Below are 24,449 nucleotides of genomic sequence, written 5' to 3' on the forward strand. Positions count from 1 at the left end.
TCCTTCCTCACCCCTGCCGGGGACCACCGCTCCGCCCCTGCCGGCGACCGCGGCTCTCCGGCCCCACCCCCCGCTCCGGAACGGAGAAAGATGATCATCGAAGCGCACGGCCTGTGCAAGACCTTCACCGCCAGACGCGGACGAGGCAGGACAGAGGAGGTCGAGGCCGTCCGGGGCATCGACCTGAGCGTCGGCGAGGGCGAGATCTTCGCCGTCCTCGGCCCGAACGGTGCGGGCAAGACCACCACCGTCCGGATGCTGGCCACCTTCACCGCCCCCACCGCCGGCACCGCCCGGGTGGCCGGGCACGACGTGGTGAGGGAGGCCGCGAAGGTCAGGGAGCGGATCGGCTACGTCAGCCAGGCCGGGGGCGTGGACGACAACGCCCCCGGCCGGGAGAGCCTGCTGCTGTCCGCGCGCCTGTCCGGGCTCTCCCGGAGCCAGGCGCACACCCGCGCCGCCGAACTGCTGGAGACCTTCAGCCTCACCGAGATCGCCGACCGCCCGGTGAGGTCGCTGTCCGGCGGGCAGAAGCGGCGCTTCGCGCTGGCCATCGGCCTGGTGAACCGGCCGCCGCTGGTCTTCCTGGACGAGCCCACCACCGGCCTGGACCCGCAGAACCGCGCCAACCTCTGGGACGAGGTCCGCAGCCTGCGCGACCAGGGCACCAGCGTGCTGCTGACCACCCACTACCTGGACGAGGCCGACGCGCTCTGCGACCGGCTGGTCATCGTCGACCACGGCCTGATCGTCGCCGAGGGCACCCCCGACAGGCTCAAGCAGGAGGTGGCGGGCGACGTCGTCACGCTCAGGCTCGACGACCTGGCCGCCGCCGGGGAGCTCCTGAACGCCCAGCCCTACATCAAGGAGACCCGGCCGGAGGACGACTGCCTGCGCGCCTACCTCGACGACGGCGAGCACAACCTGCCCGCCCTGCTCCGCGCCCTGGAGACCGGCGGCCTGGCGATCCGGTCGATCTCCCTCGACCGGGCCACGCTCGACGACGTCTTCCTGCGGCACACCGGCCGTTCCCTCCGCGACGCCGCCTGACCCCCATTAGGACCCCCATGTTCCGACACACCATGCTGTTCTTCGGCTACGAGCTCGGCAACGTCCGCCGCAACCCGGTCTGGCCGCTGTTCGGCATCCTGCAACCCGTGCTCTATCTGCTGCTGTTCGCCCCGTTGCTGACCGGGATGGTCCCGGGCGGGACGCTGGTCGACGCGCTGAGGGTCTTCACGCCCGGCGCGATGATGATGATCGCTCTGTTCGGCTCGCTGTTCACCGGCTTCAGCATGATCAACGAGACCCGCAACGGGGTGCTGGAGCGGCTCGCGGTCAGCCAGGCCTGGCGTCCGGCGATCATCCTCGGCCGCGTGATGAAGGACATGCTCGTCCTCGTCCTGCAGGCGCTCCTGGTGATGGGGGTGGCCGTGCTGATGGGTCTGCGGCTGCCGCTGCCGGCCCTGGGCCTGATGCTGCTGCTCATGGCCGCGACCGGCCTGTTCGCCGCCAGCCTCTCCTACGGCCTGGCGCTGGCGATCCGCGACGAGAACGGCATGTCGCAGCTCGTCCAGTTCTTCGCGCTGCCGCTGACCCTGCTCGCCGGAATGATGCTGCCGGTCTCGCTCGGGCCGGAGTGGCTGCAGACGGCCGCCAGGTTCAACCCGCTCTACTACTCGGTCGAGGCGGGCCGTTCCCTGTTCGCCGGCGACCTGTCCGACGGCACGGTCCCGGTGGCCTTCGGCGTCTTCCTCGTACTCGGCGCGCTCGCCCTGACCTGGTCGGTCCGCTCGCTGCGCAAGCTCGCCGGCTAGCCGTACCGCCCTGTGAGGTCAGGTACGCGGCCGGCGGGTGGCTGGCCGTTCAGCGCGGTGCGGCCGGCCGGTCGACGAAGACCCCGGCCTGGTCGGTCATCCGTTCGTACTCCTCCAGCCGGGCCTGCGTCCGCAGCGGCGCCGCGTCCGCCATGGCCTCCACCAGCACCATGGCCAGGGCGAGCGGCGCCGCGTGCGAGTCGAACACCAGCCGCTCGCCGACCGGGGCGTCCAGGATCACGTCGGCCTCGAACGGCACGTCCGGCCGGTCGGTGATCACCGCCGTCCGCAGGCCCAGCTCCCTGGCATCGGCGAGGGCCTGTACGGCCTCGGCCGGATAGCGGGGCAGCACCACCGCGACCAGCCAGCCCGCCCCTGCCCGCCGCGCGGCGTGCAGGCCGTCGGCCAGCTCGGAGCCGCCGTGGGTCAGCAGCCGGACGTCGGGGTGGATCCGGCGGGCGAAGTAGGCGAAGGTGGTGGCCAGCCCGCTCGACACCCGCAGCCCGAGCACCGGCAGCGGCTCGCACCCGGCCAGACCGGCGCCCAGCTCCGCGATGGACGACGGGTCGTTCAGCCCCTCTCGGACCCTCCGCAGATTCTCGATCTCCACGTCGATCGCGGTCTGCAGGTCGTTGGCCCGCGACGGGCTCCGCTCGCCCATGACGAAGGGCCGCAGCGCCTGCCTGAGCTCGGGGTATCCCGCGAAACCGAGCACCATGGCGAACCTGGTCACCGACGGCTGGCTCACCCCGGCCCGCTCGGCCAGCTCCACACTGGACAGGAAGATGGCCTCGGCCAGGTGGTCGTCGAGGTAGCGCGCGATCCGCCGCTGCACAGGCGACAGCCGCCGGCCCTCCAGAAGTCGATCGAGTGCGTCCCCCACGTCACCTCCAACCGCCCGATCGTCGGCGGGAATTCCCGCCCGGCTCCCGCTCTCCCGCCCGCCGTCTCCCACCCGCCCGCCTGCGGCGCACCTGCCCGCCGGCACGTCGGGACGGGCGGGAGACGGTCCGTTCCGGAACCCGCCCGCCGGAGCCCGTCGAGACCCCATGTCAGGGCCTTTCAGGACTCCCGCGCCGGGCCTTCAGGACTCCCGTCTCAGGGACCCTCCGGAACCCTCACTTCAGGCCTTCCGGACCCGCACCAGACCCTCCGGAACCCTCGCATCGGGCCTTTCAGGACTCCTGCATCGGGATGCGGACGCCGCGCTCTCGCGCCACCTCGACGGCCCCGTCGTAGCCCGCGTCGACGTGGCGGATCACGCCCATGCCCGGGTCGTTGGTGAGGACCCTGTTGAGCTTCTCGGCGCTGAGCTTGGTGCCGTCGGCGACGGTGACCTGGCCGGCGTGGATGGAGCGGCCGATGCCGACGCCCCCGCCGTGGTGGATGGAGACCCACGCGGCGCCGGAGGCCACGTTGAGCATGGCGTTCAGCAGCGGCCAGTCGGCGATCGCGTCGGAGCCGTCGGCCATCCCCTCGGTCTCCCGGTAGGGGGAGGCGACCGAACCGCAGTCGAGGTGGTCCCGGCCGATCACCAGCGGGGCCTCGATCTCGCCGGAGGCCACCATGTCGTTGAACCGCTCGCCGGCCAGGTGGCGCTCGCCGTAGCCGAGCCAGCAGATCCGGGCGGGCAGGCCCTGGAAGTGGACCCGCTCCCGGGCCATCCGGATCCAGCGGGCCAGCGGCTCGTTGTCCGGGAACAGCTCCAGGATCGCCTGGTCGGTCTTGGCGATGTCGGCGGCGGATCCGGACAGCGCCGCCCAGCGGAAGGGGCCCTTGCCCTCGCAGAACAGCGGCCGGATGTAGGCCGGCACGAAGCCGGGGAAGTCGAAGGCGCGGGTGTAACCGGCCAGCTGCGCCTCGCCGCGGATCGAGTTGCCGTAGTCGAAGACCTCGGCGCCCGCGTCCTTGAAACCGACCATGGCCTCGACATGCTTGGCCATGGCCTCACGCGCCTTGCGGGTGAACCCGGCCGGGTCCTTCTCCCGCTCGGCGGCCATGTCCTCGAAGGCCACGCCGATCGGCAGGTACATCAGCGGGTCGTGCGCCGACGTCTGGTCGGTGACGATGTCGATCTCGGCACCCCGGCGGAGCAGTTCGGGCACGGCCTCGGCCGCGTTGGCCTCGACGCCGATGCTCAGCGGCCTGCGCTGGTCGCGGGCCTCGTAGGCCAGGCGCAGCGCCTCGTCGAGGTCCTTGGCCCGCACGTCCAGGTAGCGGTGCTCGATGCGCCGGTCGATCGACCTGGGGTCGCAGTCGACGCAGATCACCACGCCGTCGTTCATGGTGACGGCGAGCGGCTGGGCGCCACCCATGCCACCGAGCCCGGCGGTCAGCGTGATCGTCCCGGCCAGGGAGCCGCCGAACCGCTTGGCGGCGACGGCCGCGAAGGTCTCGTAGGTCCCCTGCAGGATGCCCTGGGTGCCGATGTAGATCCAGGAGCCGGCGGTCATCTGCCCGTACATGGTCAGGCCGGCGGCCTCCAAGCGGCGGAACTCCTCCCAGTTGGCCCAGTCGGGCACGAGGTTGGAGTTGGCGATGAGCACCCGCGGCGCCCACTCGTGCGTACGGAAGACCCCCACGGGACGGCCGGACTGCACCAGCAGCGTCTCGTCCCCCTCCAGCGTGGCCAGGGTGCGGGTGATCGCGTCGAAGGAGCGCCAGTCGCGCGCCGCCTTGCCGGATCCGCCGTAGACGACGAGCTGCTCGGGATGCTCGGCCACCTCGGGATCCAGGTTGTTCTGGAGCATACGGAGGGCCGCCTCCTGCGGCCACCCCTTGGCGGTGAGCGTGGTGCCGCGCGGCGCGCGCACGATCCGGCTGCCGGTCATGACCGAGCCTCCCCATCAGGACTGAATGAATGTATTCATATTTGTCACCTGGAGGCTACCGGTCAACCTGGACAGAGGGGGGCATCCCGGGCAGCTCATCCGGGATGCCCCGTTTTCCGGTCGCCGGCCCGATCTTTCCCCTGGCCCTCGTCCCGCACGGACTGGACCGGAGACCGGACACGGCGGGTGCCCGGCAGGCACCCCGAGCGAAGGAGAAGCTCCGCACAGGCCGGGATGCCCGCTTTCCTGGGCGGCCAACCAGTCAGCGGGACGGGTGTCCGAATCATTACGTTACGTTCCGCAGAATTTGCCGCCGGCGACACCGGCCCCGAGCTCGGATCTACGTGGGCAGCAGGAACTGGGTGGCGGCGAGCTCGCGGTAGAGATCGTCGTCGTCGAGCAGCTCATGGTGGGTGCCGACGGCCCGCACCCGCCCAGCCTCCATCACCACGATCCGGTCGGCGCTGGTCACCGTGGACAGGCGGTGGGCGATCACCAGCACGGTCGTCTCCTTCGCCACCTCGGCGATCACCTCACGGAGCCGTAGCTCGTTGACCGCGTCGAGCTGGGAGGTGGCCTCGTCGAGCAGGAGCAGCCGGGGGCGGCGCAGCAGGGCGCGGGCGATGGCCACCCGCTGGCGCTCACCGCCGGAGAGCATGATCCCGCGGTGACCGACCATGGTCTCCAGGCCCTCGGGGAGCCGGGCGACCAGGTCCTCCAGCCGGGTCAGCGCGAGCACCCGTCCGATGTCGGCCTCGCTCACGCCCGGCGCGGCGAAGACCAGGTTCTCCCGGAGCGTGCCGTCCAGCACCGGCGCGTCCTGCTCGACATAGCCGAGGGAAGCGCGCAGCTCGCGCAGCGGCCACTGCCCGATGTCGCGGCCGTCGACCGTGATCGTCCCGGCCTGCTGCTCGTAGAACCGTTCGAGCAGGGCGAACACCGTGGACTTGCCGGCCCCCGACGGGCCGACGAGCGCGGTCATGCCACCCGCCGGGACCGCGAAGGAGACGTCGTGGTGGACGACCGGCCGGTCGTCGCCGTAGCGGAAGGCCACCTCCTCGAAGGTCACCCCCGCCGGGGCCGTGCCGATCTCCCCCGCCACGCCGCCCGCCTCCTCGGCCGGCAGCTCCTCGATCTCGCGGATCCGCTTCACCGCCGCCAGGCCGTTCTGCATCTGGGTGAACCCCTGGACCAGCTGCCCCACCGGAGCGACCAGGTAGAACAGGTAGAGCAGGAAGGCGATCAGCGAGGACACCTCCAGCGCGCCGGAGGCGACCCGCGCTCCACCCACGCCGAGCACAGCCACGAAGGCGAGCTGCGCGGAGACCCAGGCGGAGATGCCGGCGATCGAGGTCCACCAGGCGACCGCGATGCCCCGGTCCCGCGCCTCGCGGGCCGCCTCTCCCACGGTGGCGATCTCGCGCTCCTCGGCGCCGCTGGCCTTGACCGTGCGGAAGGCCTGCAGCACCCGGTCGAGCACCGCGCCCATCTCGCCCACCGCCACCTGCGCCTGCGTCGAGGCCCGCCGGATGCGCGGCATGACCAGGCCCACGAGGGAGCCGACCAGGACCAGCACCGCCAGCGTGATGACCAGCAGCAGCCCATCCATGATCGCCATCATCACCACGGCGCCCAGGAGCATGAACACCGAGCCGACCATCTCGACGACGCCGTCGGTGAACACCGCCCGCAGCAACGTGGTGTCGGAGGTGACCCGCGACAGCAGGTCGCCGGGCTTGAGCCGGTCGACCTCCGACACCCGCAACCGCAGCATCCGCCCCACCAGGCTCTGCCGGGCGGAGAACACGACGCCCTCACCCATGCGCTCCAGCACGTATCTGCCGAGCGCGCCGACACCCGCGCCCAGGAGCACGGCGGCCGTCAGGCCGAGCACCGGCCCGACCAGGGAACGCTGCTCGCCGAAGGCGTCGATGACCACCTTCGCCAGCAGCGGCATCGCGAGCCCGGCCAGCGAGCCGACGAGGCTGAGAACGCCGCCCAGGAGCAGGGCCCGTCTGTGCGGGCGGACGTAGGCGAGCAGGAGTCGCCAGGAGGCGGTCTCGGGCAATTTCATCTCCTCTGAGCTGACGTGACCGGCCCCCGGTCGCCGTCCTTCCTATCTACCGCGCACGGACCCACGCCGGGCGTCCCGCCCGGATCCGTAGACGAAAGTCGATGATGTCAACATAAGTTGACGCAATCACCGATGTCAACCAAAGTTGACCGCCAGGGGGTCTAGGGGTGCTGAGGGGTTAGGTGAGATCTCCGGAACACCCGCCCCGGCTCGGGGGCGGGAGATCCGTCCCGGCTCGGGGCGGAACACCTTTCCCGGATCGGGGGCGGAGCGGGGCGAGAATCCCGCGTGGCCGACCGAGCGCCGAGCGCCACGCCCACCCTGACGGAGGAGAACCCGGCCGGACCGGCCGAACACCGCACCCACCCCGGCGGAGGAGGACCCGGCCGGACCGGTCCACGGCGAGAGCCGGCATGGGTCCGAGCGCCTCACGCGCTCGTGCGGAGCGCGGCCCGAACCCGGACCGCGCGGCGCGAAGCCCCAGCGGAGGCCGACAGGCACGGCCCCGCGCAACGGGCACAGGCCGCTCAATAGACACGGGCCTCGCTCAACGGCCGGTGACCGCTCAACGGGCACGGGCCTCGCTCAACGGGCACGGGCCCCGCTCAACGGCCGGTGGGCCGCGGGACGGGACCTAGGCGGGGATCAGCACCAGGCAGGCGTTGCTGCCGCCGAAGCCGAAGGAGTTGGACAGGACCGGGGCCGTGGGGACGGGGCGGGGCTCGCCGTGGACGAGGTCGATGAGGTCGCCCTCGGGGCCGCCGGTGAAGTTGGCGGTCGGGGGGACGAGGCCCTCGCGGGCCGACAGCAGCGCGATCACCGCCTCCAGCGCCCCGGCGCCGCCGACCAGATGGCCGGTCACGCCCTTGGTGGAGGTCACCGGGGGCGTGCGGTCACCGAAGCAGCCGCGCAGGGCGACGGCCTCGGCGCTGTCGTTGTGCGGGGTGGAGGTGCCGTGCGCGTTGACATGGCCGATGTCATCGGGGGCGAGTCCCGCGTCGAGCAGGGCGGCGCGCATGCAGTCTGCAGCCACGGAGCCGTCCCTGAGCGGCGCCACGATGTGGGCGGCGTCGCAGTTGGCCGCGTATCCGCCGATCTCACCGTAGACACGGGCCCCCCGGGCCTCGGCGAGGTCGGCGCGCTCCAGGACGAGGAAGGCGGCGCCCTCTCCCATGACGAAGCCGTCCCGGTCCCCGTCGAAGGGCCGGCAGGCCTCCGCGGGCGAGCCGATCCGCTCCGACAGGGCCCCGACCCGGGCGAAGGCGCACATGGCCAGCGGGGACAGCAGCGCGTCCAGCCCGCCGGCCACCGCGGCGCCGACCACCCCGGAGCGGATCGCGCGCAGCGCCTCCCCGATCGCCGTGGCCCCGCTGGCGCAGGCCGTGTTGAAGGTCAGGCAGGGGCCGCGGTAGCCGTACCGGATGGCGATGCGCGCGGCCGTCGAGCTGGACATCAGCGTCGGCACGGCGTGGACGGGCACCTTCTCCCGACCGAGCGTGTGGCCCACGATCAGGCTCTCCAGCGCGGCGAACCCGCCGCCGCCGGTGCCCACGTAGACGCCGCAGCCCTCGGCCGGCAGGCCCCCCGCGTCGGTGACGGCGTCGGCCGCCGCGGCGAGGCCGATCTGGGAGGTGCGGTCCAGCGTCCTGAGCTCGCGTCCGGTGAAGTAGTCCAGCGGCTCGAAAGGGGCCAGCGGGCACCCGATCGGCACCGGCGTCTCCTCCTCGGCGAGTGCCGGGATCACGGTCGCGAGCGACTTGCCGGCCAGAACCGTGGCGAACGCGTCCCGGACGGTGTTGCCGGCCGGACTCTTCACGCCCAGCCCGGTGACGACGACGCGCGTCACCGGGCCGCCAGCGCGGCGTGCAGGATCCCGGCCATGTCGGCGACGGTCCGCGCGCCCGCGAAGTCGCCGGGTTCGAGCTGGATGCCCAGCTTCTCCTCGATGATGACGGCGATCTCCACCCATTCCAGGCTGTCGATCTGGTGGTCGGCGATGGTGGCGCTGGGCTTGACCTGATCGCTGGGCACGCTGAGCACCTCGGCGATCGCGGACCGGACTACGGATGTGGCTGAATCGAGGGTTGCCATTCGCCCGCCTTTAAAAGTAAAGGGATCGATCCACTCAGGTCCCCGCAATGCCCGGACTATAGCGAAACAGACACAAGTTCTGTCTATGCCCTACCAGCCTAAATTCTGGAAATTTCCGCTCATTTACCGATGATTCATTGCTCGGAAAATCGGCCAATCCGGAGGCGGCCCGGCGGCGAATGGAGGAGCGGGGAATCCGGCCGGGTCCTTTCCCTTCCCAGCACCACCAGGCTCCCTCCCCAGCACCACCAGGCCGGTCACGCCCGTGGCCGGCGGCCGAAAGGACCGACTGACGCATGGAGCTCCGGATCAATCGGCGCGCTCTGATCGGCATCGGTGCCGTCGTCGTCGCGCTCGGCCTGGGGCCGGCCGTACGGGGCCTGACCGGGGCGGTGTGAGGAGCGCTCCGCGCCGGGCGCCCCCGGCGCGTGGACCGGCCCGCCGTACGTCCGCCGGGCACCGGCCTCCGGGGGCCCGCGGCTGGTCAGCCGCGGCGGCGGACGCCGTACTCCCTGCGCATCTCGGCCACGGTGTCCAGGATCTCGTCCTGGGTCTTGAGGAGCTTCGCCTCGGCCTCCTCGGTCCGCCCCTCGGCCGCCAGCCGGCGGTTGCCCGTCCGGCTGCCCAGCTTCCGCTTGGCCCTGGCCTTCATCTCACGCAGATTGAGCTTCTCGATGAGACTCACGATCCACACTCCTTCGGCAGGCAGGACCGTCGACTGCCCGGCGGGCGGCCGGATATGCGTCTCGGGGCCCGACCGGCCGCCGTGGCGTGACAGGCGTCCTCGCGGGGCCCGCGGTCAGTCAGGGTCGGGGACGTCGTCGTAGTCGGCGCCGTGTTCGGCGTCGCCCTCGTCGGCCCGGCGGAGCTTGATGTCCTCCACCCAGGCGTAGGACAGGCGCCTGATCTCGGCGATGCGCTCCCCGGTGACCCCGTACGCCTCGAAGTCCTCATCGGCGATCAGGTCGACGAACTCCAGCCGCATCACCAGCTCGGAGAGGGAGAACTCCTCGTTGTGCAGGCGGGCCAGGCGCTCCAGATCGCGGAAGCCGTACAGGTGGGAGACCGACGCGATGTCGATGACGTCGCGGGCGAGGCTCCGTTCGTGCAGGGCCCGCATCTTGAGCCCCACCGCGTCGTCCAGGGAGACGACGGACAGGTCGCCGACGATCACGGGCTGCTGCTGGAACGCCTCCCGCAGCAGGTCGAACTCGCAGCTCTGCTCGGTCACCGGGTCGCTCACGACCAGCCGGCCCATCCGGGGCGTGACCTCGACCACGGTGACCTCCAGCCCGCTCTCCGCCAGGGCCCGGGCGACCCCGTCCGCGACCTCGGACAGCGGCGTCTCGGCGGCGGTGGCGAAGTCGAGGTCGTTGCTGGGACGCTCGGTGAAGCCGTGGGCGTTCATGGCGTAGCCGCCGGCCAGGACCAGCCCGAACCGGGCGCAGACCGGGAGCACGGCCTGGAGCATCCGCTGCTGGAGGGGCGGCAGGAGCATCATTCCCAGCCCAGCGCGGCGATCTTGCCCTCCCAGGCCCGGCGGTAGCTCGGCCCGAGGCCGCGGCGGAGCGTGGGCCAGTCGGCGACCAGGAGCTCGGCGTTCAGGTAGGACTCGGCGTCTCCCCGGCCGCCGCCGGTGATGACCGTGCGGTAGAGGCTCATCCGCAGCAGCGGGTTCATCAGGTCGAACTCGGTGAGCCCCGACCAGCCGAGGTGGACGGGCAGGGCGACCACCCCCGTGGCCGGACCTCGCAGGTCGGCCAGGGAGTCGGGGACCCGCTGATCGACACCGTCCCAGCGGGATGGAAGCGCGCTCACGCCTCCCAGTATGCCCGCCCGCCCACCACCGGGCCCCGCCCGCTCACCACCGGGCGCGGCGGCGGCTGGAGGGCAGGTCGTGCCGGCCGGAGACGAACTCCTGAAAGGCGATCTTGGCGCGGATCGCCGGGCGGCGCCAGCGCTCCTCGCGGCGCTCGGCCCTGGCCATCTGGCGGGGGCGGGGACGCCGGGCGCCGGACGCCATGAACCAGTGGGCCCAGGGCGATCCCGGGCGGGCCAGCCGCAGCGCGCCGGAGATCAGCAGGAACGGGATGAACAGCCCGGCCAGCCCGGTCCAGATCTTGCCCTTGAGCAGGGTGATCACCGCGAGCACGAGGTTGCCGACGATGATCCCGACGGTGAGCCACGTCCCCTGCGGCGTGCCGTCGGAACGCTCCCAGCCGAGCGGGCGCAGGCCGAGCAGGAGCAGGCCGGTGAGGGCGATCGCGATGAACACCGCGTCGACCGACGTGCGCCCCTCCTCCTCCCAGTAGACGTCGTGCAGGTGCAGGATCAGCGCGAACTCGTCCAGGATCAGGGCGGCGCCGACGCCGAAGACGGCCGCCGTCACGGCGTACCAGCCCTGCGAGATGCCCGAGACGACCAGCCCCGACACCCCGCCGAGCAGGGTCAGCACCACGCCGAACACCACGTGGTGGATGTGCATCTCACCGACGTTGACGTTGCGGAACCAGCCGACCTCGGCGCGGATGAGCCGGACGTTGATCCGGGTGAACACGAAGGCGACGATCAGCGCGACGAAGAAACAGAACAGCGGCAGCCGCCCTGTGTCCACGATTCGCTCTCTTAACAGATCTCCCACGGTTTCACCAGATTATGCGAGGAATCCCCGCAGCAGCGCGGCTGTCCCCTCAAGGTGCTCGGCCACCGCGCGGCGCGCGGCGTCGGGGTCTCCGGCCAGGATGGCGGTCACGATCGCCTCGTGCTGGGTGGCGGCGTGCTCGATGTTGCGCTGGAGCACGGGGATGGCGTTGAGCAGGTCGGTGACCCGCAGCCTGGCGTCGGCGCAGGTCGCGGCGAGCAGCGGGGAGCCGGTCAGCTCGGCGATGGCCAGGTGGAAGGCGGTGTCGAGGCGGCGGTAGTCGTCGGGCCCGGCCGAGTTGACCCCGGCCAGGCGCTGGCGCAGCGTGTCGCGCTGCGCCTGGCTCAGCTCGGCGGTGGCCAGCACCTGGGCGGCGCCGCACTCCACGGCCATCCGGAAGGTGAGCGCGTCGGCCAGTTCGTCGGTGCCCATGTCGGCCACGACCTTGCGCAGGTCGCCCTGGCTCGGGCGCGGCGGGGCGTAGGTGACGAACGCGCCGCCGTACCTGCCGCGTCGCACGGTGAGGTAGCCCGCCTCCTGCAGCGCGCGGATGGCCTCGCGCAGGGTGACCCTGCTGATCCCCAGCTGCACCGCCAGCTCCCGCTCCGGTGGCAGCTTCTCGGTCACCACCCCGAGCTTGATCGCCTGGAGCAGGCGTTCCACGGTCTCCTCGAACGCGTTCCCCGCACGCACCGGCCGCAGCACGGTCGTCAATCGCGGCGACTCGTCCAATCTCACCTCCACCCTTGACAACAGATCCTCACATGGAACTCAATGGTATGAGAGTAGCCCAATAAGACTCCGACGAGGGGAGCCGCTTGGACGTCAGCGAGCTTCGCGACGAGGTGGCCGCGGGACGGGTCGACACCGTGCTGCTGGCGATCGTCGACATGCAGGGCCGCCTGCAGGGGAAACGGCTGTCGGCGCGCTACTTCCTGGAGGAGGTGCTGCACCACGCCTCCGAGGGCTGCAACTACCTGCTCGCGGTGGACGTGGACATGAACACGGTGGACGGCTACGCCATGTCGTCGTGGGAGCGGGGATACGGCGACTTCGTGATGAGACCCGATCTGTCCACCCTGCGCCGGGTGCCGTGGCAGGAGGGCACCGCCCTGCTGATGGCCGACCTGGTGTGGGAGGACGGCTCGGACGTGGCCGCCTCGCCGAGGCAGATCCTGCGCCGCCAGCTCGACCGGCTGGGCGAGCGGGGCTGGGGCGCGTCCGTCGGGACCGAGCTGGAGTTCGTGGTCTACAACGACACCTACGAGCAGGCCTGGCGGCGCGCGTACCGGGACCTGACCCCGGCCAACCTCTACAACGTCGACTACTCCCTCCTGGGCACCGCCCGGGTCGAGCCGCTGCTGCGCAGGATCAGGCTCGGCATGGAGGGCGCCGGGATGTACGTCGAGTCGGCCAAGGGCGAGTGCAACCTCGGCCAGCACGAGATCGCCTTCCGCTACGCCGACGCCCTCACCAGCTGCGACAACCACGCCGTCTACAAGAACGGCGCCAAGGAGATCGCCTCCCAGGAGGGCATGTCGCTCACGTTCATGGCCAAGCCGAACCAGCGCGAGGGCAACTCCTGCCACATCCACATCTCCCTGCGGGACTCCGCCGGGGAACCGGTCATGGCCGGGGACGGGCCGTACGGGCTGTCGGAGACCGGGCGGCGCTTCATCGCCGGGCAGCTGGCCTGCCTGCGCGAGCTGACCCTGCTCTACGCCCCGAACGTCAACTCCTACAAGCGCTACGTGGCGGGCAGCTTCGCCCCCACCGCGGTCAAGTGGGGGGTGGACAACCGCACCTGCGCGCTGCGGCTGGTCGGCCACGGGCCGTCGCTGCGGATCGAGAACCGGGTGCCCGGCGGCGACGTCAACCCCTACCTGGCGGTCTCGGCCCTGATCGCCGCCGGGCTCTACGGCATCGACAACGAGCTGCCGCTCCAGGAGCCGTTCACCGGCAACGCCTACGCGTCGGGGGCGGAGACCGTGCCGCACACGCTCCGCGGCGCGCTGGAGCTGTGGGAGGGCTCCGGCAAGGCCCGCGACGCCTTCGGCGAGGACGTCGTGGCGCACTACGCCAACAACGCCCGGGTCGAGCTGGCCGCCTTCGACGCGGCGGTCACCGACTGGGAGCTGTTCCGGGGATTCGAGCGGATGTGAACATGAAGATCATCAATCCGGCGACCGAAGAGGTGATCGCCGAGGTCGAGCCGGTGGACGCCGCCGAGGTGGACCGGGCGGTGGAGCGCGCCAGGCGCGCCTTCGCCACCTGGCGCGCCGTCGGCCCCGGAGACCGGGCCCGGCTGCTGCGCGCCTTCGCCTCCCTGGTGGAGGAGCACGCCGAGGAGCTGGCCCAGCTGGAGATCGCCAACTCCGGGCACACGGTCGGCAACGCCCGCTGGGAGGCGGGCAACGTCCGTGACGTGCTGAACTTCTACGCCGGAGCGCCGGAGCGCAACCACGGCAGGCAGATCCCGGTGGCCGGCGGGCTGGACGTCACCTTCCAGGAGCCGCTGGGCGTCGTCGGCGTGATCGTGCCGTGGAACTTCCCGATGGTCATCATGACCTGGGGGGTGGCCCCGGCGCTGGCCGCGGGCAACACCGTGATCGTCAAACCCGCCGAGTGGACGCCGCTGACCGCCCTGCGCCTGGCCGAGCTGGCCCTGGCGGCGGGCCTGCCCGAGGGGGTGCTCCAGGTCCTGCCCGGGACCGGGGAGGTGGCCGGGGCCCGGCTGGTCGACCATCCGGACGTGGCGAAGATCGTGTTCACCGGCTCGACCGAGGTGGGCAAGGAGATCGCGGCCAAGTGCGCCGGGCAGGTCAAGCGGATCACCCTGGAGCTGGGCGGCAAGAGCGCCAACGTGGTCTTCGCCGACGCCGACCTGGACAAGGCCGCGGCGACCGCGCCGTACGCGGTGTTCGACAACTCGGGCCAGGACTGCTGCGCGCGCTCCCGCATCCTGGTGGAGCGCACCGTCCACGACGACTTCCTGGCACGGCTGGAGGCGGCGGTGCTGAAGGTCCGGGTCGGCGACCCCCGTGACGAGGCCACCGAGATGGGGCCGCTGATCAGCGCCGAGCACCGCGACCGGGTGGCCTCCTACCTCACCGGGCCGGTCCGCCTGCAGGGCCGGTGCCCGCAGGGACCCGGGTTCTGGTTCCCCGCGACGCTGCTGACCCCCGACAGCCTCGACGACCCGGCCTTCACCGAGGAGATCTTCGGGCCGGTGGTGGCGGTGGTGCCCTTCGACGACGAGGAGCACGCCGTACGGATCGCCAACGACACCAGATACGGCCTCAGCGGGTCGATCTGGACCAGGGACGTCGGCCGCGCCCTCCGGGTGGCCCGGGCCGTCGAGGCGGGCAACCTCAGCGTGAACTCCCATTCGAGCGTCCGCTACTGGACCCCGTTCGGCGGCTTCAAGCAGTCCGGCCTCGGCCGGGAGCTGGGCCCCGACGCCCTGACCGCGTTCACCGAGACCAAGAACGTCTTCATTTCGGAGGATTGACAGCCATGCAGCGTTTGCAGGACCGGGTCGCCGTCATCACCGGCGCGGGCAGCGGGATCGGCCTGGCCACCGCCCGCCGGTTCGCCCAGGAGGGCGCCCGCGTCGTGTGCGTGGACCTGGACGAGGCGAGCGGGTCGGCGGCCGCGGCCGAGGTGGACGGCCTGTTCGTCAAGGCCGACGTCACCAGCGAGGAGGACGTCGTCCGGATGTTCCGGACCGCCTTCGACACCTACGGCAGCGTGGACATCGCCTTCAACAACGCGGGCATCTCGCCGCCGGAGGACGACTCGATCCTGGAGACCGGGATCGACGCCTGGCGCCGGGTCCAGGAGGTCAACCTCACCTCGGTCTACCTGTGCTGCAAGCACGCCATCCCCTACATGCGGCGCCAGGGCAAGGGGTCGATCATCAACACCGCGTCCTTCGTGGCCGTGATGGGCTCGGCCACCAGCCAGATCTCCTACACCGCCTCCAAGGGCGGGGTGCTGGCCATGTCCCGCGAGCTCGGGGTGCAGTTCGCCCGCGAGGGCATCCGGGTCAACGCGCTCTGCCCGGGGCCGGTCAACACGCCGCTGCTGCAGGAGCTGTTCGCCAAGGACCCCGAGCGGGCGCAGCGCCGCCTGGTGCACATCCCCACCGGCCGCTTCGCCGAGGCCTCCGAGATCGCCGCGGCGGTGGCGTTCCTGGCCTCGGACGACGCGAGCTTCATCACCGGCTCGGAGTTCCTGGTGGACGGCGGCATCTCGGGCGCCTACGTCACCCCGCTGTGACCGCCGCGGCGCCCGGCGGCGGCCGGGACCGCCCGTGGAAGGGCCCCGGCCGTGTCTGCCCGCCCCAGCCCCTCCACGCCCGATAACGTGCCGGGACGTGGGCAGACACCCCACGTCCCGGCGTCCGGCAAGAAAGAGATCATGTCCCGTCCCGTCATCGGCATCACCTGCTACATCGAGCCCGCCACGTTCACCGTCTGGGAGATGCCCACCGCGCTCCTGCCGTACGGCTACGTCGACCACGTGGCCCGCGCCGGCGGGCAGCCGGTGATCCTGCCGCCGGTGGGTGACCCCGCCGCGCTGGCCGGGCGCCTGGACGGGCTGATCCTGGCCGGCGGTGGGGACGTCGACCCGGCACGGTACGGCCAGGCCCCGCACGAGCGGACCGGCCACGTCCGCGGCTTCCGCGACGACGCCGAGTTCGGGCTGGCCCGCGCGGCCCTGGAGCGCGGCATCCCGCTGCTGGGAGTCTGCCGGGGCCTGCAGGTCCTCAACGTCGCCCTCGGCGGCAGCCTGCGCCAGCACCTGCCCGACGAGGTCGGCCACAGCGGGCACGCCCCGGCCCCCGGCCGCTTCGGCCGGATGCCGGTACGGCTGACCCCCGGGAGCCAGATCGCCAAGATCCTCGACGCCGAGACCGCGGACGTGGCCCACTACCACCACCAGGCCGCCGACCGGCTGGGTGCGGGCCTGACCGTGACCGCCCACGCCGAGGACGGCACGGTCGAGGCCGTGGAGCTGGAGGGCCACCCGTTCGCCCTCGCCGTCCAGTGGCACCCCGAAGCCGACGACGAGTGCCCGCTGTTCGAGGAACTGGTACGGCGCAGCCGCCCCTGACCGGCGCGGCCGCCCCGGTGGCGAGAACACGCGCCCGGGGGATTTCGCTCGGCCGGTGCGGGCGGTTAGGCTGGTCACGACACCGATGAATCCCGCGCGGGAGAGCGTCCTGACATCCAGGCCAGGACCCCTGAAGGAGCAAGCCCTCCCCGCGAACCTCTCAAGGCAAAGGACCGTGCGGGTAGGTGGCCTCTGGAAAGCAGGTCTCGCGGCCTCGCCGAAGGTGAAAGTCCGGTAAAAACCGGGCGAAGCTCTCAGGCATCGATGACAGAGGGGGAGGATGCTCTCATCTGACCCCTGCCTGAGGTGCGAACATGTCCCGACCTACGCCGCTGCGCGGTGTCCACGAGGCCCTCGGCGCGACGCTGACCGATTTCGCGGGCTGGCTGATGCCGCTGCGCTACGGCAGCGAGTCCACCGAGCACAACGCGGTCCGCCAGGCGGCGGGCCTGTTCGACCTGTCCCACATGGGCGAGATCTTCGTGACCGGCCCGCAGGCCGGCGAGGCCCTCGACTACGCGCTGGTGGGCTACCTGTCCGCCCTTGAGCCGGGCCGCGCCCGCTACACGATGATCGTCTCCCCCTCCGGCGGCGTGCTGGACGACCTGATCGTCTACCGCCTGGCCGACGAGGAGTTCATGGTCGTCGCCAACGCCTCCAACTACCCGCGGGTCGCCGCCGAGCTCACCGAGCGCGCCAAGTCCTTCGACGCCGCCGTGGACGACCGCTCCGAGCAGTACGCGCTGGTCGCCGTCCAGGGCCCGCGCTCGCGCGCCATCATGGGCGAGGTCACCGACGCCGACCTCGACGGGCTGAAGTACTACGCCGGCCTGCCCGCCACCGTGGCCGGCCGCGAGGCCCTCATCGCCCGCACCGGATACACCGGCGAGGACGGCTTCGAGCTGTTCGTCGCCGCCGCCGACGCCGAGCCGCTCTGGGCCGCGCTCACCGAGGCGGGCGCGGCGCACGGGCTGCTGCCGGCCGGGCTGTCGGCGCGCGACACCCTCCGCCTGGAGGCGGGCATGCCGCTCTACGGCAACGAGCTGTCGGCCGATCTCACTCCGTTCGACGCGGGGCTCGGCCGTGTGGTGAGGTTTGACAAGCCGGGCGATTTCGTCGGCCGGGCCGCCCTGGAGCCTCTCAAGGACGTCCCGCCGACCCGTCGCCGGGTCGGACTGGTCGCGACGGGCCGCCGGGTGCCCCGGCACGGGTATCCGGTGGTCTCCGAGGACGGCGCCGTCGTCGGCGAGGTCACCAGCGGGGCCCCTTCCCAGTCACTGGGCCGGCCCATCGCCATGGCCTACGTGGACAACGGCCTGTCCACCGGCCTGGCGGTGGACATCCGGGGTAGTCGCGAACCGGTCGACGTCGTCGACCTGCCTTTCTACAGGAGGAAATAATGAGCAGCATTCCCGATGACCTGCACTACACCAAGGAGCACGAGTGGATCGCGGGCATCGATGACGGCCTGACCCTCACCGTGGGCATCACCGCCTACGCCGCCGAGGCGCTGGGCGACGTTGTCTACGTGCAGGTCCCCGAGGTCGGGGCGACGGTCGCCGCCGGCGACGCCGTCGGCGAGGTCGAGTCGACCAAGTCGGTGAGCGACATCTTCGCGCCGGTGGGCGGTGAGATCGTCGAGGTCAACCAGGCCGTCGTGGACGACCCGTCCCTGGTCAACAGTGACTCCTACGGTGATGGCTGGCTGTTCCGCGTCCGTCTTGAGGGCGACGCCGACGACCTGCTGTCCGCCGAGGAGTACGCCGCGCTCACCTCGGGTGAGTCCTGAAATTTCTCCTCTTGCGCCGTGATCACGCGCACCACCGGGTGCGCGTGGTCACGGCGATGTGAAGGCAAGGACCAGATCAATGGCGATCAGCGTCTTCGATCTCTTCAAGATCGGAATCGGCCCGTCCAGCTCGCACACCGGCGGGCCGATGGCCGCCGCGCACAAATTCGCCCGCGGCCTGGAGCAGGACGGGCTCCTGGAGAAGACCGCCCGGGTCGAGGTGATCCTGTACGGCTCGCTCGGACTGACCGGCAAGGGCCACGGCAGCGACAAGGCCGTCCTGCTGGGCCTGTCGGGTGAGAAGCCCGAGCTCGTGGACGTCGACACCGTCGACGACCGGTTGGCCGCCATGCGCGGCTCCGGGACGATCTCCCTGTACGGCTCCCGCGAGATCCCCTTCGTGGTCGGCGAGCACCTCGTGTTCGAACGCAAGATCTCGCTGCCGCACCACCCCAATGGCATGCGCTTCACCGCCTTCTCCGAGACGGGTGAGCAGCTCCGCGAGAAGGTCTACTACTCGGTGGGCGGCGGCTTCGTGGTGGACGAGAACGCCACCGGCGCCGACCGGATCAAACCCGACGACACCGTCCTGCCGCACCCCTTCACGACGGCCGCCGAACTGCTCGCCCACTGCGCGGAGACCGGCCTGTCGATCTCCGGGCTGATGCTGGAGAACGAGAAGGCCTTCGGCCGCTCGGAGCAGGAGATCCGCGACCAGCTGCTGCACCTGTGGCGGGTCATGGCCGAATGCGTCCGGCGCGGCACCGCCAAGGAGGGCGTGCTGCCCGGCGGGCTGAAGGTCAGACGCCGGGCCCACCAGCTCCACCGGCGGCTGCAGAGCGAGTCCCCGGAGAAGGACCCGCTGCAGACCATGGACTGGGTCTCGCTGTACGCCCTGGCGGTGAACGAGGAGAACGCGGCGGGCGGCCGGATCGTCACCGCCCCGACCAACGGCGCCGCCGGCATCATCCCGGCCGTGCTGACCTACTACGACCGCTTCACCCCCAAGTCCGACGACGACGGCGTGGTCCGCTTCCTGCTCACCGCGGGGGCGATCGGCGTGCTGTTCAAGGAGAACGCCTCCATCTCCGGCGCCGAGGTCGGCTGCCAGGGCGAGGTCGGCTCGGCCTGCTCCATGGCCGCCGCCGGGCTCACCGAGGTGCTGGGCGGCACCCCGGAGCAGGTGGAGAACGCCGCCGAGATCGGCATCGAGCACAACCTGGGGCTGACCTGCGACCCGATCGGCGGCCTGGTGCAGATCCCGTGCATCGAGCGCAACGCGGTGGCCTCGATCAAGGCCATCACCGCCGCCCGGATCGCGCTGCGCGGCGACGGCCGCCACTTCGTCTCCCTGGACAAGGCCATCAAGACCATGCGCGACACCGGCCGCGACATGCTCGACAAATACAAGGAGACCAGCCGCGGCGGCCTGGCCGTCAACGTCATCGAATGCTGAACCGGCCGTCCAGGAAACCCTGCACCTCCGCCAGCCACCGGTCCGGCTGGTCGATGTGGGCCATGTGCCCGGCCTCCTCCAGCACGCGCGCGGTGGCCGAGGGGATCACCCTCTCCGCCCGCGCGGCGAGCGCGGCCGGGAAGACCATGTCCTGGCGGCCGTGCAGGAGCAGCATCGGCACGCCCAGCGCCGCCAGGCGCCGCGGGCCGTCCGGAAGGCGCGGCGAGGGCAGCCTGCCGTACGAGAAACCCAGGACGTCGACGGCCGAGCCGCCGATCAGGGCGAGCAGGTCGGCCACGATCGCGTCCGGCGTGTACTCCAGGTCGCCCTTCGGTGAGCGCCCGCATCCCCGCAGGTCGGGAAAGACCAGGCGGTGTCGGCCGGCCAGCCGGATCAGCGGCTCCACCAGGTAGCTGTGGTCCCAGTCCGGCCCGCCGTGGATGACCAGCAGGGTCCGCTCCGCGGGCCCCCCGACTTCTCGGGTGAACAGGTCGATCGGCACGGGCTTCATCATCTCGTACGGGATCGCCCCGTCTCGCACCTATGCTGGGTGGCTCGTCACGGTGGCTCCTGTCATGGAGCCCGCCTGCCTCGGAGACTCGGGAGGTCCTGGTGCCAGCGGGAGAACGTCCGGCGAGCCGTTTCCTCCGCCTCTCCGGCGCCCACGGGCTCTTCCTGGCCGCCCTGCTGGCCGGCGCCGGGCTCAGGATCCTGGCCGTGCTCGGCTACCGGCCGGCCCTGTGGTTCTGGGCCGACTCCTTCGTCTACCTCAACGCCGGACTCGACCCCCGCCCCATGGAGTCGCGCCCCTCGGGCTACTCCCTGTTGCTGTGGACGCTGCAGCCGCTGTCGAGCGTCCAGGCCGTGGTCGTGCTCCAGCACCTGCTCGGCCTGACCATGGCCGTCTGCGTCTATCTCCTGCTGCGCCGGCTGGGCGGCCTGCCGGGATGGGGGGCGACGCTCGCCGCGCTGCCGGTGCTGCTGGACGTCCACCAGGTCCAGCTCGAACACCTCGTCATGGCCGACCTGCTGATGGAGTTCCTGGCGGTCCTGGCGGTCACGCTGCTGCTGTGGCGGCGCCGACCACCGGTGTGGGCCGCCCTCCTCGCCGGGGCCCTGCTGGCCGCGGCGACCGTCACCCGGACGATGGGGCTGCCGCTGACCGCCGTGGTGCTGGTCTGCCTGGTGATCGGCCGCGCCGGCTGGAAGGCGGTCACCGCCACCGCGCTGGCCGCCGCGATCGGCCTGGGCGCCTACGCCACCTGGTTCAGGTCCGAGCACGGCGACTACGGGCTCACTCGGGGCAACGCCTTCCTGTGGGCACGCACGGCGACCTTCGCCGACTGCGCGAAGATCAAGCCCGCCGGGCCGGAGGCCGCGCTCTGCCTCCCCGGCCCGGTGAGCGAGCGCAAACCCCCGCCCGTATACATCTGGGACGGCGCGTCGCCGCTCAACAAGGTCAAGGGCAGCTGGGCCGAGCGCGACAGGCTCGCCGGCGACTTCGCCGTCCAGGCCATCAAGGCGCAGCCCCTGGACTTCCTCCGGGCGGGCCTGACCGACGTGGCCCACATCTTCGACTGGACCCGCCGGGTCTATCCGACCCCCGGCCCGCAGAGCGCCTACGTCTTCCCCGACACGGCCCGGCCCTTCCCCAAGGGGACCGCTTCCCAGGGGAGGACCGCCGAGGAGGTGACCACGGCCTACCAGGGCGTCTCCGGCGCGCCCTCCCTGGTCGAGCCCTATGCCGGCTGGCTGCGCGCCTACCAGGAGCACGGCTTCCTGCGCGGCCCGTTCCTCGCCGCGATCCTGCTGGCCGGCCTCGCCGGCGTCCTGCTCCGCCTGCGGGACCTCGGCGGCGCCGTGCTGATGCCGTGGGCCGCCGGCACCGTGCTGCTGGTCCTGCCGCCCTTCATCGCCGCCTTCGACCACCGCTACGTGGTGCCCGCCCTGCCGCTGGTGTGCCTGGCCGCCGGACTGGCCTTCGGCACCCGGCGACGGCCGTCAGCGGCGCCTGACGTGCAGACGGACGGAGGCCCCGAGCCCGTCGTCGCCGACCGTCCTGCGGACCTTGCCGACGGCGTCCTTGTTCAGCCGCGCCACGAGTTTGGCGACGTCCGCCTCTGGCCCGCAGCTGATCCCGATCCGCAGCCGGTCGCCCGCCACCGCCCTGACATGGATGCGCCTGAGCCCTTCGACTTCTTTAAGCGCAACCCCCAGCATCGCGATCCCGCTGCCCGTCCGGCTCCCCCAGCGCCCCCAGCCCACGGCGCCCAGCAGCCACCGGATCGCCAGCAGCGTCAGCACCATCAGTAGCAGCGCGGCCAGCCAGCCCACCCACGGGTGCTCGGCCAGGTGGGCGGGCAGCTCCCTGTTCAGGATCCGGTCCCCGCGCGGCTGCGGGAGCTTGCCCCACCCCCGCAGGAACCCGTAGAGCCCGCCCCCGGCCAGCACCGCCCCGGTGACGGCCAGGCCGATCCGGTTGCCCTGGTAGACCTTCATCAGATCCCCCGCCTGCGCAGCCGTACCATGACCTCGCCCCCGCACATCGCGCCCAGTCCCGCCATCCGGTCGCCCACCGCCGTGCCGACCTGGCGCAGCAGCGGCCCGGTCCGCTCCGCGTCGCTGACCACCGTGATCTCGATGTTCCGCCAGCCGAGCCGCACCCGCGCCTTGTCCACGTCGTCGACCGACTGGGCCGCCGCCCGCAGCGTGCGGCGGAGCCCGGACCTGGTCAGGCCCATCACCATCCGGGGGTCGGCGGACTCCAGCGGCACCAGCCGGGTCCTGCCCGGCAGCGCCGCGAGCGCGAGCAGCAGGGTCCCGGTCATCAGCGTGGCCAGCGACACCAGGAGCGGGATCGTGTCGGACCACTGCGCCTCGCCGACCCAGGCGGCGAACTGCCGGTACGGCATCCGCCCGAACGGCGAGCCCGTCACCAGCCCCACCGTCACCCCGGTCGCGGTGGACAGTGTGAGGGAGGCCGCCAGGGCGACCACCACACCGGCCGGGGTCCTGCCCGGTCTCAGCGACCGCAGTGACCGGCGGCGGACCGCGTTCAGGTTCTCCCCGCCCGCTGTGCTCCCCGCGCTCGACAGGATGTCCTGGAGAGTGCTCATCACCCGGTCAGGTTTACGCGGCCCTGGCGTCCCGCGCGGGTCCCGACCTGCCACTTTCACGATCTTGGAGCCGCCCTGGCCGGAGAATTTACCGCCGCGCCACCAATATGAATAATACTCATATTCGGTTGGATCAGGTTATCCTGCCGTCATGGACGACCGCCAGCGCTACGACCGGGCCACCGCGCACCTGGACCCCCCGTTCGCCCTGCTCGACCTGGCAGCCCTGCGCTCGAACGCGGCCGGCATGTCACGGCGGGCCGGCGGCAAGCCCATCAGGGTCGCCAGCAAATCGATCAGATCCCGGCCCGTCCTGGAACGGATCCTCGCCATGGACGGCTTCGCCGGGATCATGGCCTTCACCCTGCCGGAGGCCCTCTGGCTGGTCTCCACCGGCCTGCGGGACGTGCTCGTCGCCTACCCCACCGCCGACCGCGCCGCACTGGCCGCGCTGGCCGCCGACACCCGCGCGGCACAGGAGATCACCGTGATGGTGGACCGGGCCGAGCACCTGGACTTCATCGAGTCCGCCGTCGCCGACGTCCGCGACCGCCACGAGATCCGGATATGTCTTGACATCGACGCCGGATTCATCGCCTTCGGCGGCAGATTCCGCGCCGGCGCCCGGCGCTCCCCCATCCGCGACGCCGACCAGGCCGCCGACCTGGCCGCCGACGTCGCCAAACGGCCCGGCTTCCGCCTGGTCGGCCTGATGGCCTACGAAGCCCAGATCGCCGGCGTCGGCGACAACCCTCCCGGCAACCCCGCCCTCACCAGGGCGATCCGCCTGATGCAGGCCCAGTCGCGGCGCGAGCTGATCACGCGCAGGGGCCGCATCGTCCAGGCCGTCACCCAGATCGCCGACCTGGAGTTCGTCAACGGCGGCGGCACCGGCAGCATCGACAAGACCGCCCGCGAGAAGGCCGTCACCGAAGTGGCCGCCGGATCGGGCTTCTTCCACCCCCGCCTGTTCGACTTCTACCGCGGCTTCACCGGCCGCCCCGCCGCCCTGTTCGCCCTGCCCGTCGTCCGCCGCCCGGCACCCGGCGTCGTCACCGTCCTCGGCGGCGGCTACCACGCCTCCGGCGCCCCCGGCCCCGACCGCCTCCCCCAGCCCTACCTGCCCTGCGGGCTCCGCTACGACCCCGACGAGGGCGCCGGCGAGGTCCAGACCCCGCTCCTCGGCCAGGCGGCCGAAGACCTGCGCGTCGGCGACCGCGTCTGGTTCCGGCACGCCAAGGCGGGCGAGCTCTGCGAACGCTTCGCCACCCTGCACCTGATCGACGGCGACGAGATCGTGGACGAGGCCCCCACCTACCGGGGCGAGGGCCGGACCTTCCTCTGACCTCTGATCTCTGAGCCGGGTCACCTTCCGGGCCTGGCCTCCGGGCCTGACCGTCCTCCGAGCCTGGCCTCTGAGCCGGACCATCCTGCGAGCCTGGCCGCTGAGCCGGGGCCATCCTCCGAGCCGGGCCTTCCCCCGGACGGAGACCGGCGCCGGCGGCGGACCCGCCGG

The 24,449-nt window shown here is 71.9% G+C and carries 23 protein-coding genes and 2 riboswitches; of the genes, 11 read left to right on the forward strand and 12 right to left on the reverse strand.

Annotated features, from left to right (window positions below; genetic code table 11):
* Positions 1-90 precede the first annotated feature (90 nt).
* Positions 91-1,050: an ATP-binding cassette domain-containing protein gene (locus tag ACWDS7_RS04105; RefSeq protein WP_451928024.1), complete on the forward strand. Its 960-nt coding sequence runs from the start codon at positions 91-93 to the stop codon at positions 1,048-1,050.
* Between the two features lie 17 nt (positions 1,051-1,067).
* Positions 1,068-1,817, forward strand: coding sequence for an ABC transporter permease (locus ACWDS7_RS04110; protein WP_306856548.1), 750 nt, complete (start codon positions 1,068-1,070; stop codon positions 1,815-1,817).
* Between the two features lie 49 nt (positions 1,818-1,866).
* Here ACWDS7_RS04110 and ACWDS7_RS04115 read toward each other — a convergent pair whose 3' ends face one another.
* The 10 genes from ACWDS7_RS04115 to ACWDS7_RS04160 form a co-directional block, all read right to left on the reverse strand.
* Positions 1,867-2,700, reverse strand: a complete 834-nt coding sequence (locus tag ACWDS7_RS04115; protein WP_451928025.1) for a MurR/RpiR family transcriptional regulator — start codon at positions 2,698-2,700, stop codon at positions 1,867-1,869.
* A 292-nt stretch (positions 2,701-2,992) separates the two neighbouring features.
* A complete protein-coding gene (gene hutU / locus ACWDS7_RS04120) occupies positions 2,993-4,648 on the reverse strand; it encodes a urocanate hydratase (protein ID WP_451928026.1) in 1,656 nt (551 codons plus the stop codon).
* 340 nt (positions 4,649-4,988) lie between these two features.
* On the reverse strand, positions 4,989-6,722 hold the full coding sequence (locus tag ACWDS7_RS04125) for an ABC transporter ATP-binding protein (protein ID WP_451928027.1): 1,734 nt from the start codon (positions 6,720-6,722) through the stop codon (positions 4,989-4,991).
* Positions 6,723-7,356: 634 nt separating this feature from the next.
* Positions 7,357-8,568, reverse strand: a complete 1,212-nt coding sequence (locus ACWDS7_RS04130) for a beta-ketoacyl-[acyl-carrier-protein] synthase family protein (protein WP_451928028.1) — start codon at positions 8,566-8,568, stop codon at positions 7,357-7,359.
* Positions 8,565-8,813: an acyl carrier protein gene (locus tag ACWDS7_RS04135; protein WP_306856539.1), complete on the reverse strand. Its 249-nt coding sequence runs from the start codon at positions 8,811-8,813 to the stop codon at positions 8,565-8,567. Before ACWDS7_RS04135 ends, ACWDS7_RS04130 begins: the two co-directional genes overlap by 4 nt.
* 484 nt (positions 8,814-9,297) lie before the next feature.
* Positions 9,298-9,498, reverse strand: a complete 201-nt coding sequence (locus ACWDS7_RS04140) for a hypothetical protein (RefSeq protein ID WP_451928029.1) — start codon at positions 9,496-9,498, stop codon at positions 9,298-9,300.
* 114 nt (positions 9,499-9,612) lie between these two features.
* On the reverse strand, positions 9,613-10,314 hold the full coding sequence (locus ACWDS7_RS04145; protein WP_451928030.1) for a nucleotidyl transferase AbiEii/AbiGii toxin family protein: 702 nt from the start codon (positions 10,312-10,314) through the stop codon (positions 9,613-9,615).
* Positions 10,311-10,631, reverse strand: a complete 321-nt coding sequence (locus ACWDS7_RS04150) for a hypothetical protein (protein WP_451928031.1) — start codon at positions 10,629-10,631, stop codon at positions 10,311-10,313. The genes ACWDS7_RS04145 and ACWDS7_RS04150 overlap by 4 nt, the downstream gene beginning before the upstream one ends.
* A 43-nt stretch (positions 10,632-10,674) precedes the next feature.
* Positions 10,675-11,427 carry a hypothetical protein gene (locus ACWDS7_RS04155; protein ID WP_451928032.1) on the reverse strand — a complete coding sequence of 251 codons (753 nt, stop codon included), beginning with the start codon at positions 11,425-11,427 and terminating at the stop codon, positions 10,675-10,677.
* A gap of 39 nt (positions 11,428-11,466) precedes the next feature.
* Positions 11,467-12,207: a FadR/GntR family transcriptional regulator gene (locus ACWDS7_RS04160; RefSeq protein WP_451928033.1), complete on the reverse strand. Its 741-nt coding sequence runs from the start codon at positions 12,205-12,207 to the stop codon at positions 11,467-11,469.
* A 65-nt stretch (positions 12,208-12,272) separates the two neighbouring features.
* On the opposite strand from ACWDS7_RS04160, the gene ACWDS7_RS04165 reads away from it, so the two are divergent.
* The 7 genes from ACWDS7_RS04165 to ACWDS7_RS04195 all read left to right on the forward strand — a co-directional run bounded on the left by ACWDS7_RS04165 (position 12,273) and on the right by ACWDS7_RS04195 (position 19,817).
* Complete coding sequence (locus tag ACWDS7_RS04165) at positions 12,273-13,616, forward strand: glutamine synthetase family protein (protein WP_451928034.1); 1,344 nt, start codon at positions 12,273-12,275, stop codon at positions 13,614-13,616.
* Positions 13,617-13,618: 2 nt separating this feature from the next.
* Positions 13,619-14,965 (forward strand): aldehyde dehydrogenase family protein, encoded by a 1,347-nt coding sequence (locus ACWDS7_RS04170; protein WP_451928035.1) that lies wholly within the window; start codon positions 13,619-13,621, stop codon positions 14,963-14,965.
* A 5-nt stretch (positions 14,966-14,970) separates the two neighbouring features.
* On the forward strand, positions 14,971-15,735 hold the full coding sequence (locus tag ACWDS7_RS04175; RefSeq protein ID WP_451928036.1) for a 3-oxoacyl-ACP reductase: 765 nt from the start codon (positions 14,971-14,973) through the stop codon (positions 15,733-15,735).
* 141 nt (positions 15,736-15,876) lie between these two features.
* Positions 15,877-16,572, forward strand: a complete 696-nt coding sequence (locus ACWDS7_RS04180) for a gamma-glutamyl-gamma-aminobutyrate hydrolase family protein (RefSeq protein WP_451928037.1) — start codon at positions 15,877-15,879, stop codon at positions 16,570-16,572.
* An 87-nt stretch (positions 16,573-16,659) separates the two neighbouring features.
* Positions 16,660-16,758, forward strand: a riboswitch (glycine riboswitch).
* Positions 16,759-16,853: riboswitch (glycine riboswitch) on the forward strand.
* Positions 16,854-16,886: 33 nt separating this feature from the next.
* The gene (gene gcvT, locus ACWDS7_RS04185) at positions 16,887-17,972 is read left to right on the forward strand and encodes a glycine cleavage system aminomethyltransferase GcvT (protein WP_451928038.1); all 1,086 of its coding nucleotides are present in this window, start codon (positions 16,887-16,889) and stop codon (positions 17,970-17,972) included.
* Positions 17,972-18,361, forward strand: coding sequence for a glycine cleavage system protein GcvH (gene gcvH, locus ACWDS7_RS04190; protein ID WP_451928039.1), 390 nt, complete (start codon positions 17,972-17,974; stop codon positions 18,359-18,361). The genes gcvT and gcvH overlap by 1 nt, the downstream gene beginning before the upstream one ends.
* A 79-nt stretch (positions 18,362-18,440) precedes the next feature.
* The gene (locus tag ACWDS7_RS04195) at positions 18,441-19,817 is read left to right on the forward strand and encodes an L-serine ammonia-lyase (protein WP_451928040.1); all 1,377 of its coding nucleotides are present in this window, start codon (positions 18,441-18,443) and stop codon (positions 19,815-19,817) included.
* Here ACWDS7_RS04195 and ACWDS7_RS04200 read toward each other — a convergent pair.
* Complete coding sequence (locus tag ACWDS7_RS04200) at positions 19,804-20,319, reverse strand: alpha/beta fold hydrolase (protein ID WP_451928041.1); 516 nt, start codon at positions 20,317-20,319, stop codon at positions 19,804-19,806. The genes ACWDS7_RS04195 and ACWDS7_RS04200 overlap by 14 nt on opposite strands.
* A gap of 110 nt (positions 20,320-20,429) precedes the next feature.
* Between ACWDS7_RS04200 and ACWDS7_RS04205 the strand changes: the two genes are divergently transcribed.
* Positions 20,430-22,130 (forward strand): hypothetical protein, encoded by a 1,701-nt coding sequence (locus tag ACWDS7_RS04205; RefSeq protein WP_451928042.1) that lies wholly within the window; start codon positions 20,430-20,432, stop codon positions 22,128-22,130.
* A 185-nt stretch (positions 22,131-22,315) separates the two neighbouring features.
* On the opposite strand, the gene ACWDS7_RS04210 is transcribed toward ACWDS7_RS04205, so the two are convergent.
* Positions 22,316-22,933, reverse strand: coding sequence for a DUF6286 domain-containing protein (locus tag ACWDS7_RS04210; protein WP_451928043.1), 618 nt, complete (start codon positions 22,931-22,933; stop codon positions 22,316-22,318).
* Positions 22,934-23,084: 151 nt separating this feature from the next.
* On the opposite strand from ACWDS7_RS04210, the gene ACWDS7_RS04215 reads away from it, so the two are divergent.
* Positions 23,085-24,278: an amino acid deaminase/aldolase gene (locus tag ACWDS7_RS04215; protein ID WP_451928044.1), complete on the forward strand. Its 1,194-nt coding sequence runs from the start codon at positions 23,085-23,087 to the stop codon at positions 24,276-24,278.
* Positions 24,279-24,449 lie beyond the last annotated feature (171 nt).

The organism is Streptosporangium sp. NPDC003464, assembly GCF_053588315.1.

Excerpts from the sequence above, each read along its gene's own strand:
- ACWDS7_RS04105 (WP_451928024.1), top strand. The coding sequence starts at position 91 with ATGATCATCGAAGCGCACGGCCTGTGCAAGACCTTCACCGCCAGACGC.
- ACWDS7_RS04110 (WP_306856548.1), top strand. The coding sequence starts at position 1,068 with ATGTTCCGACACACCATGCTGTTCTTCGGCTACGAGCTCGGCAACGTC.
- hutU (WP_451928026.1), bottom strand. The coding sequence starts at position 4,648 with ATGACCGGCAGCCGGATCGTGCGCGCGCCGCGCGGCACCACGCTCACC.
- ACWDS7_RS04125 (WP_451928027.1), bottom strand. The coding sequence starts at position 6,722 with ATGAAATTGCCCGAGACCGCCTCCTGGCGACTCCTGCTCGCCTACGTC.
- ACWDS7_RS04135 (WP_306856539.1), bottom strand. The coding sequence starts at position 8,813 with ATGGCAACCCTCGATTCAGCCACATCCGTAGTCCGGTCCGCGATCGCC.
- ACWDS7_RS04145 (WP_451928030.1), bottom strand. The coding sequence starts at position 10,314 with ATGATGCTCCTGCCGCCCCTCCAGCAGCGGATGCTCCAGGCCGTGCTC.
- ACWDS7_RS04170 (WP_451928035.1), top strand. The coding sequence starts at position 13,619 with ATGAAGATCATCAATCCGGCGACCGAAGAGGTGATCGCCGAGGTCGAG.
- ACWDS7_RS04175 (WP_451928036.1), top strand. The coding sequence starts at position 14,971 with ATGCAGCGTTTGCAGGACCGGGTCGCCGTCATCACCGGCGCGGGCAGC.
- ACWDS7_RS04180 (WP_451928037.1), top strand. The coding sequence starts at position 15,877 with ATGTCCCGTCCCGTCATCGGCATCACCTGCTACATCGAGCCCGCCACG.
- gcvT (WP_451928038.1), top strand. The coding sequence starts at position 16,887 with ATGTCCCGACCTACGCCGCTGCGCGGTGTCCACGAGGCCCTCGGCGCG.
- gcvH (WP_451928039.1), top strand. The coding sequence starts at position 17,972 with ATGAGCAGCATTCCCGATGACCTGCACTACACCAAGGAGCACGAGTGG.
- ACWDS7_RS04195 (WP_451928040.1), top strand. The coding sequence starts at position 18,441 with ATGGCGATCAGCGTCTTCGATCTCTTCAAGATCGGAATCGGCCCGTCC.
- ACWDS7_RS04210 (WP_451928043.1), bottom strand. The coding sequence starts at position 22,933 with ATGAGCACTCTCCAGGACATCCTGTCGAGCGCGGGGAGCACAGCGGGC.
- ACWDS7_RS04215 (WP_451928044.1), top strand. The coding sequence starts at position 23,085 with ATGGACGACCGCCAGCGCTACGACCGGGCCACCGCGCACCTGGACCCC.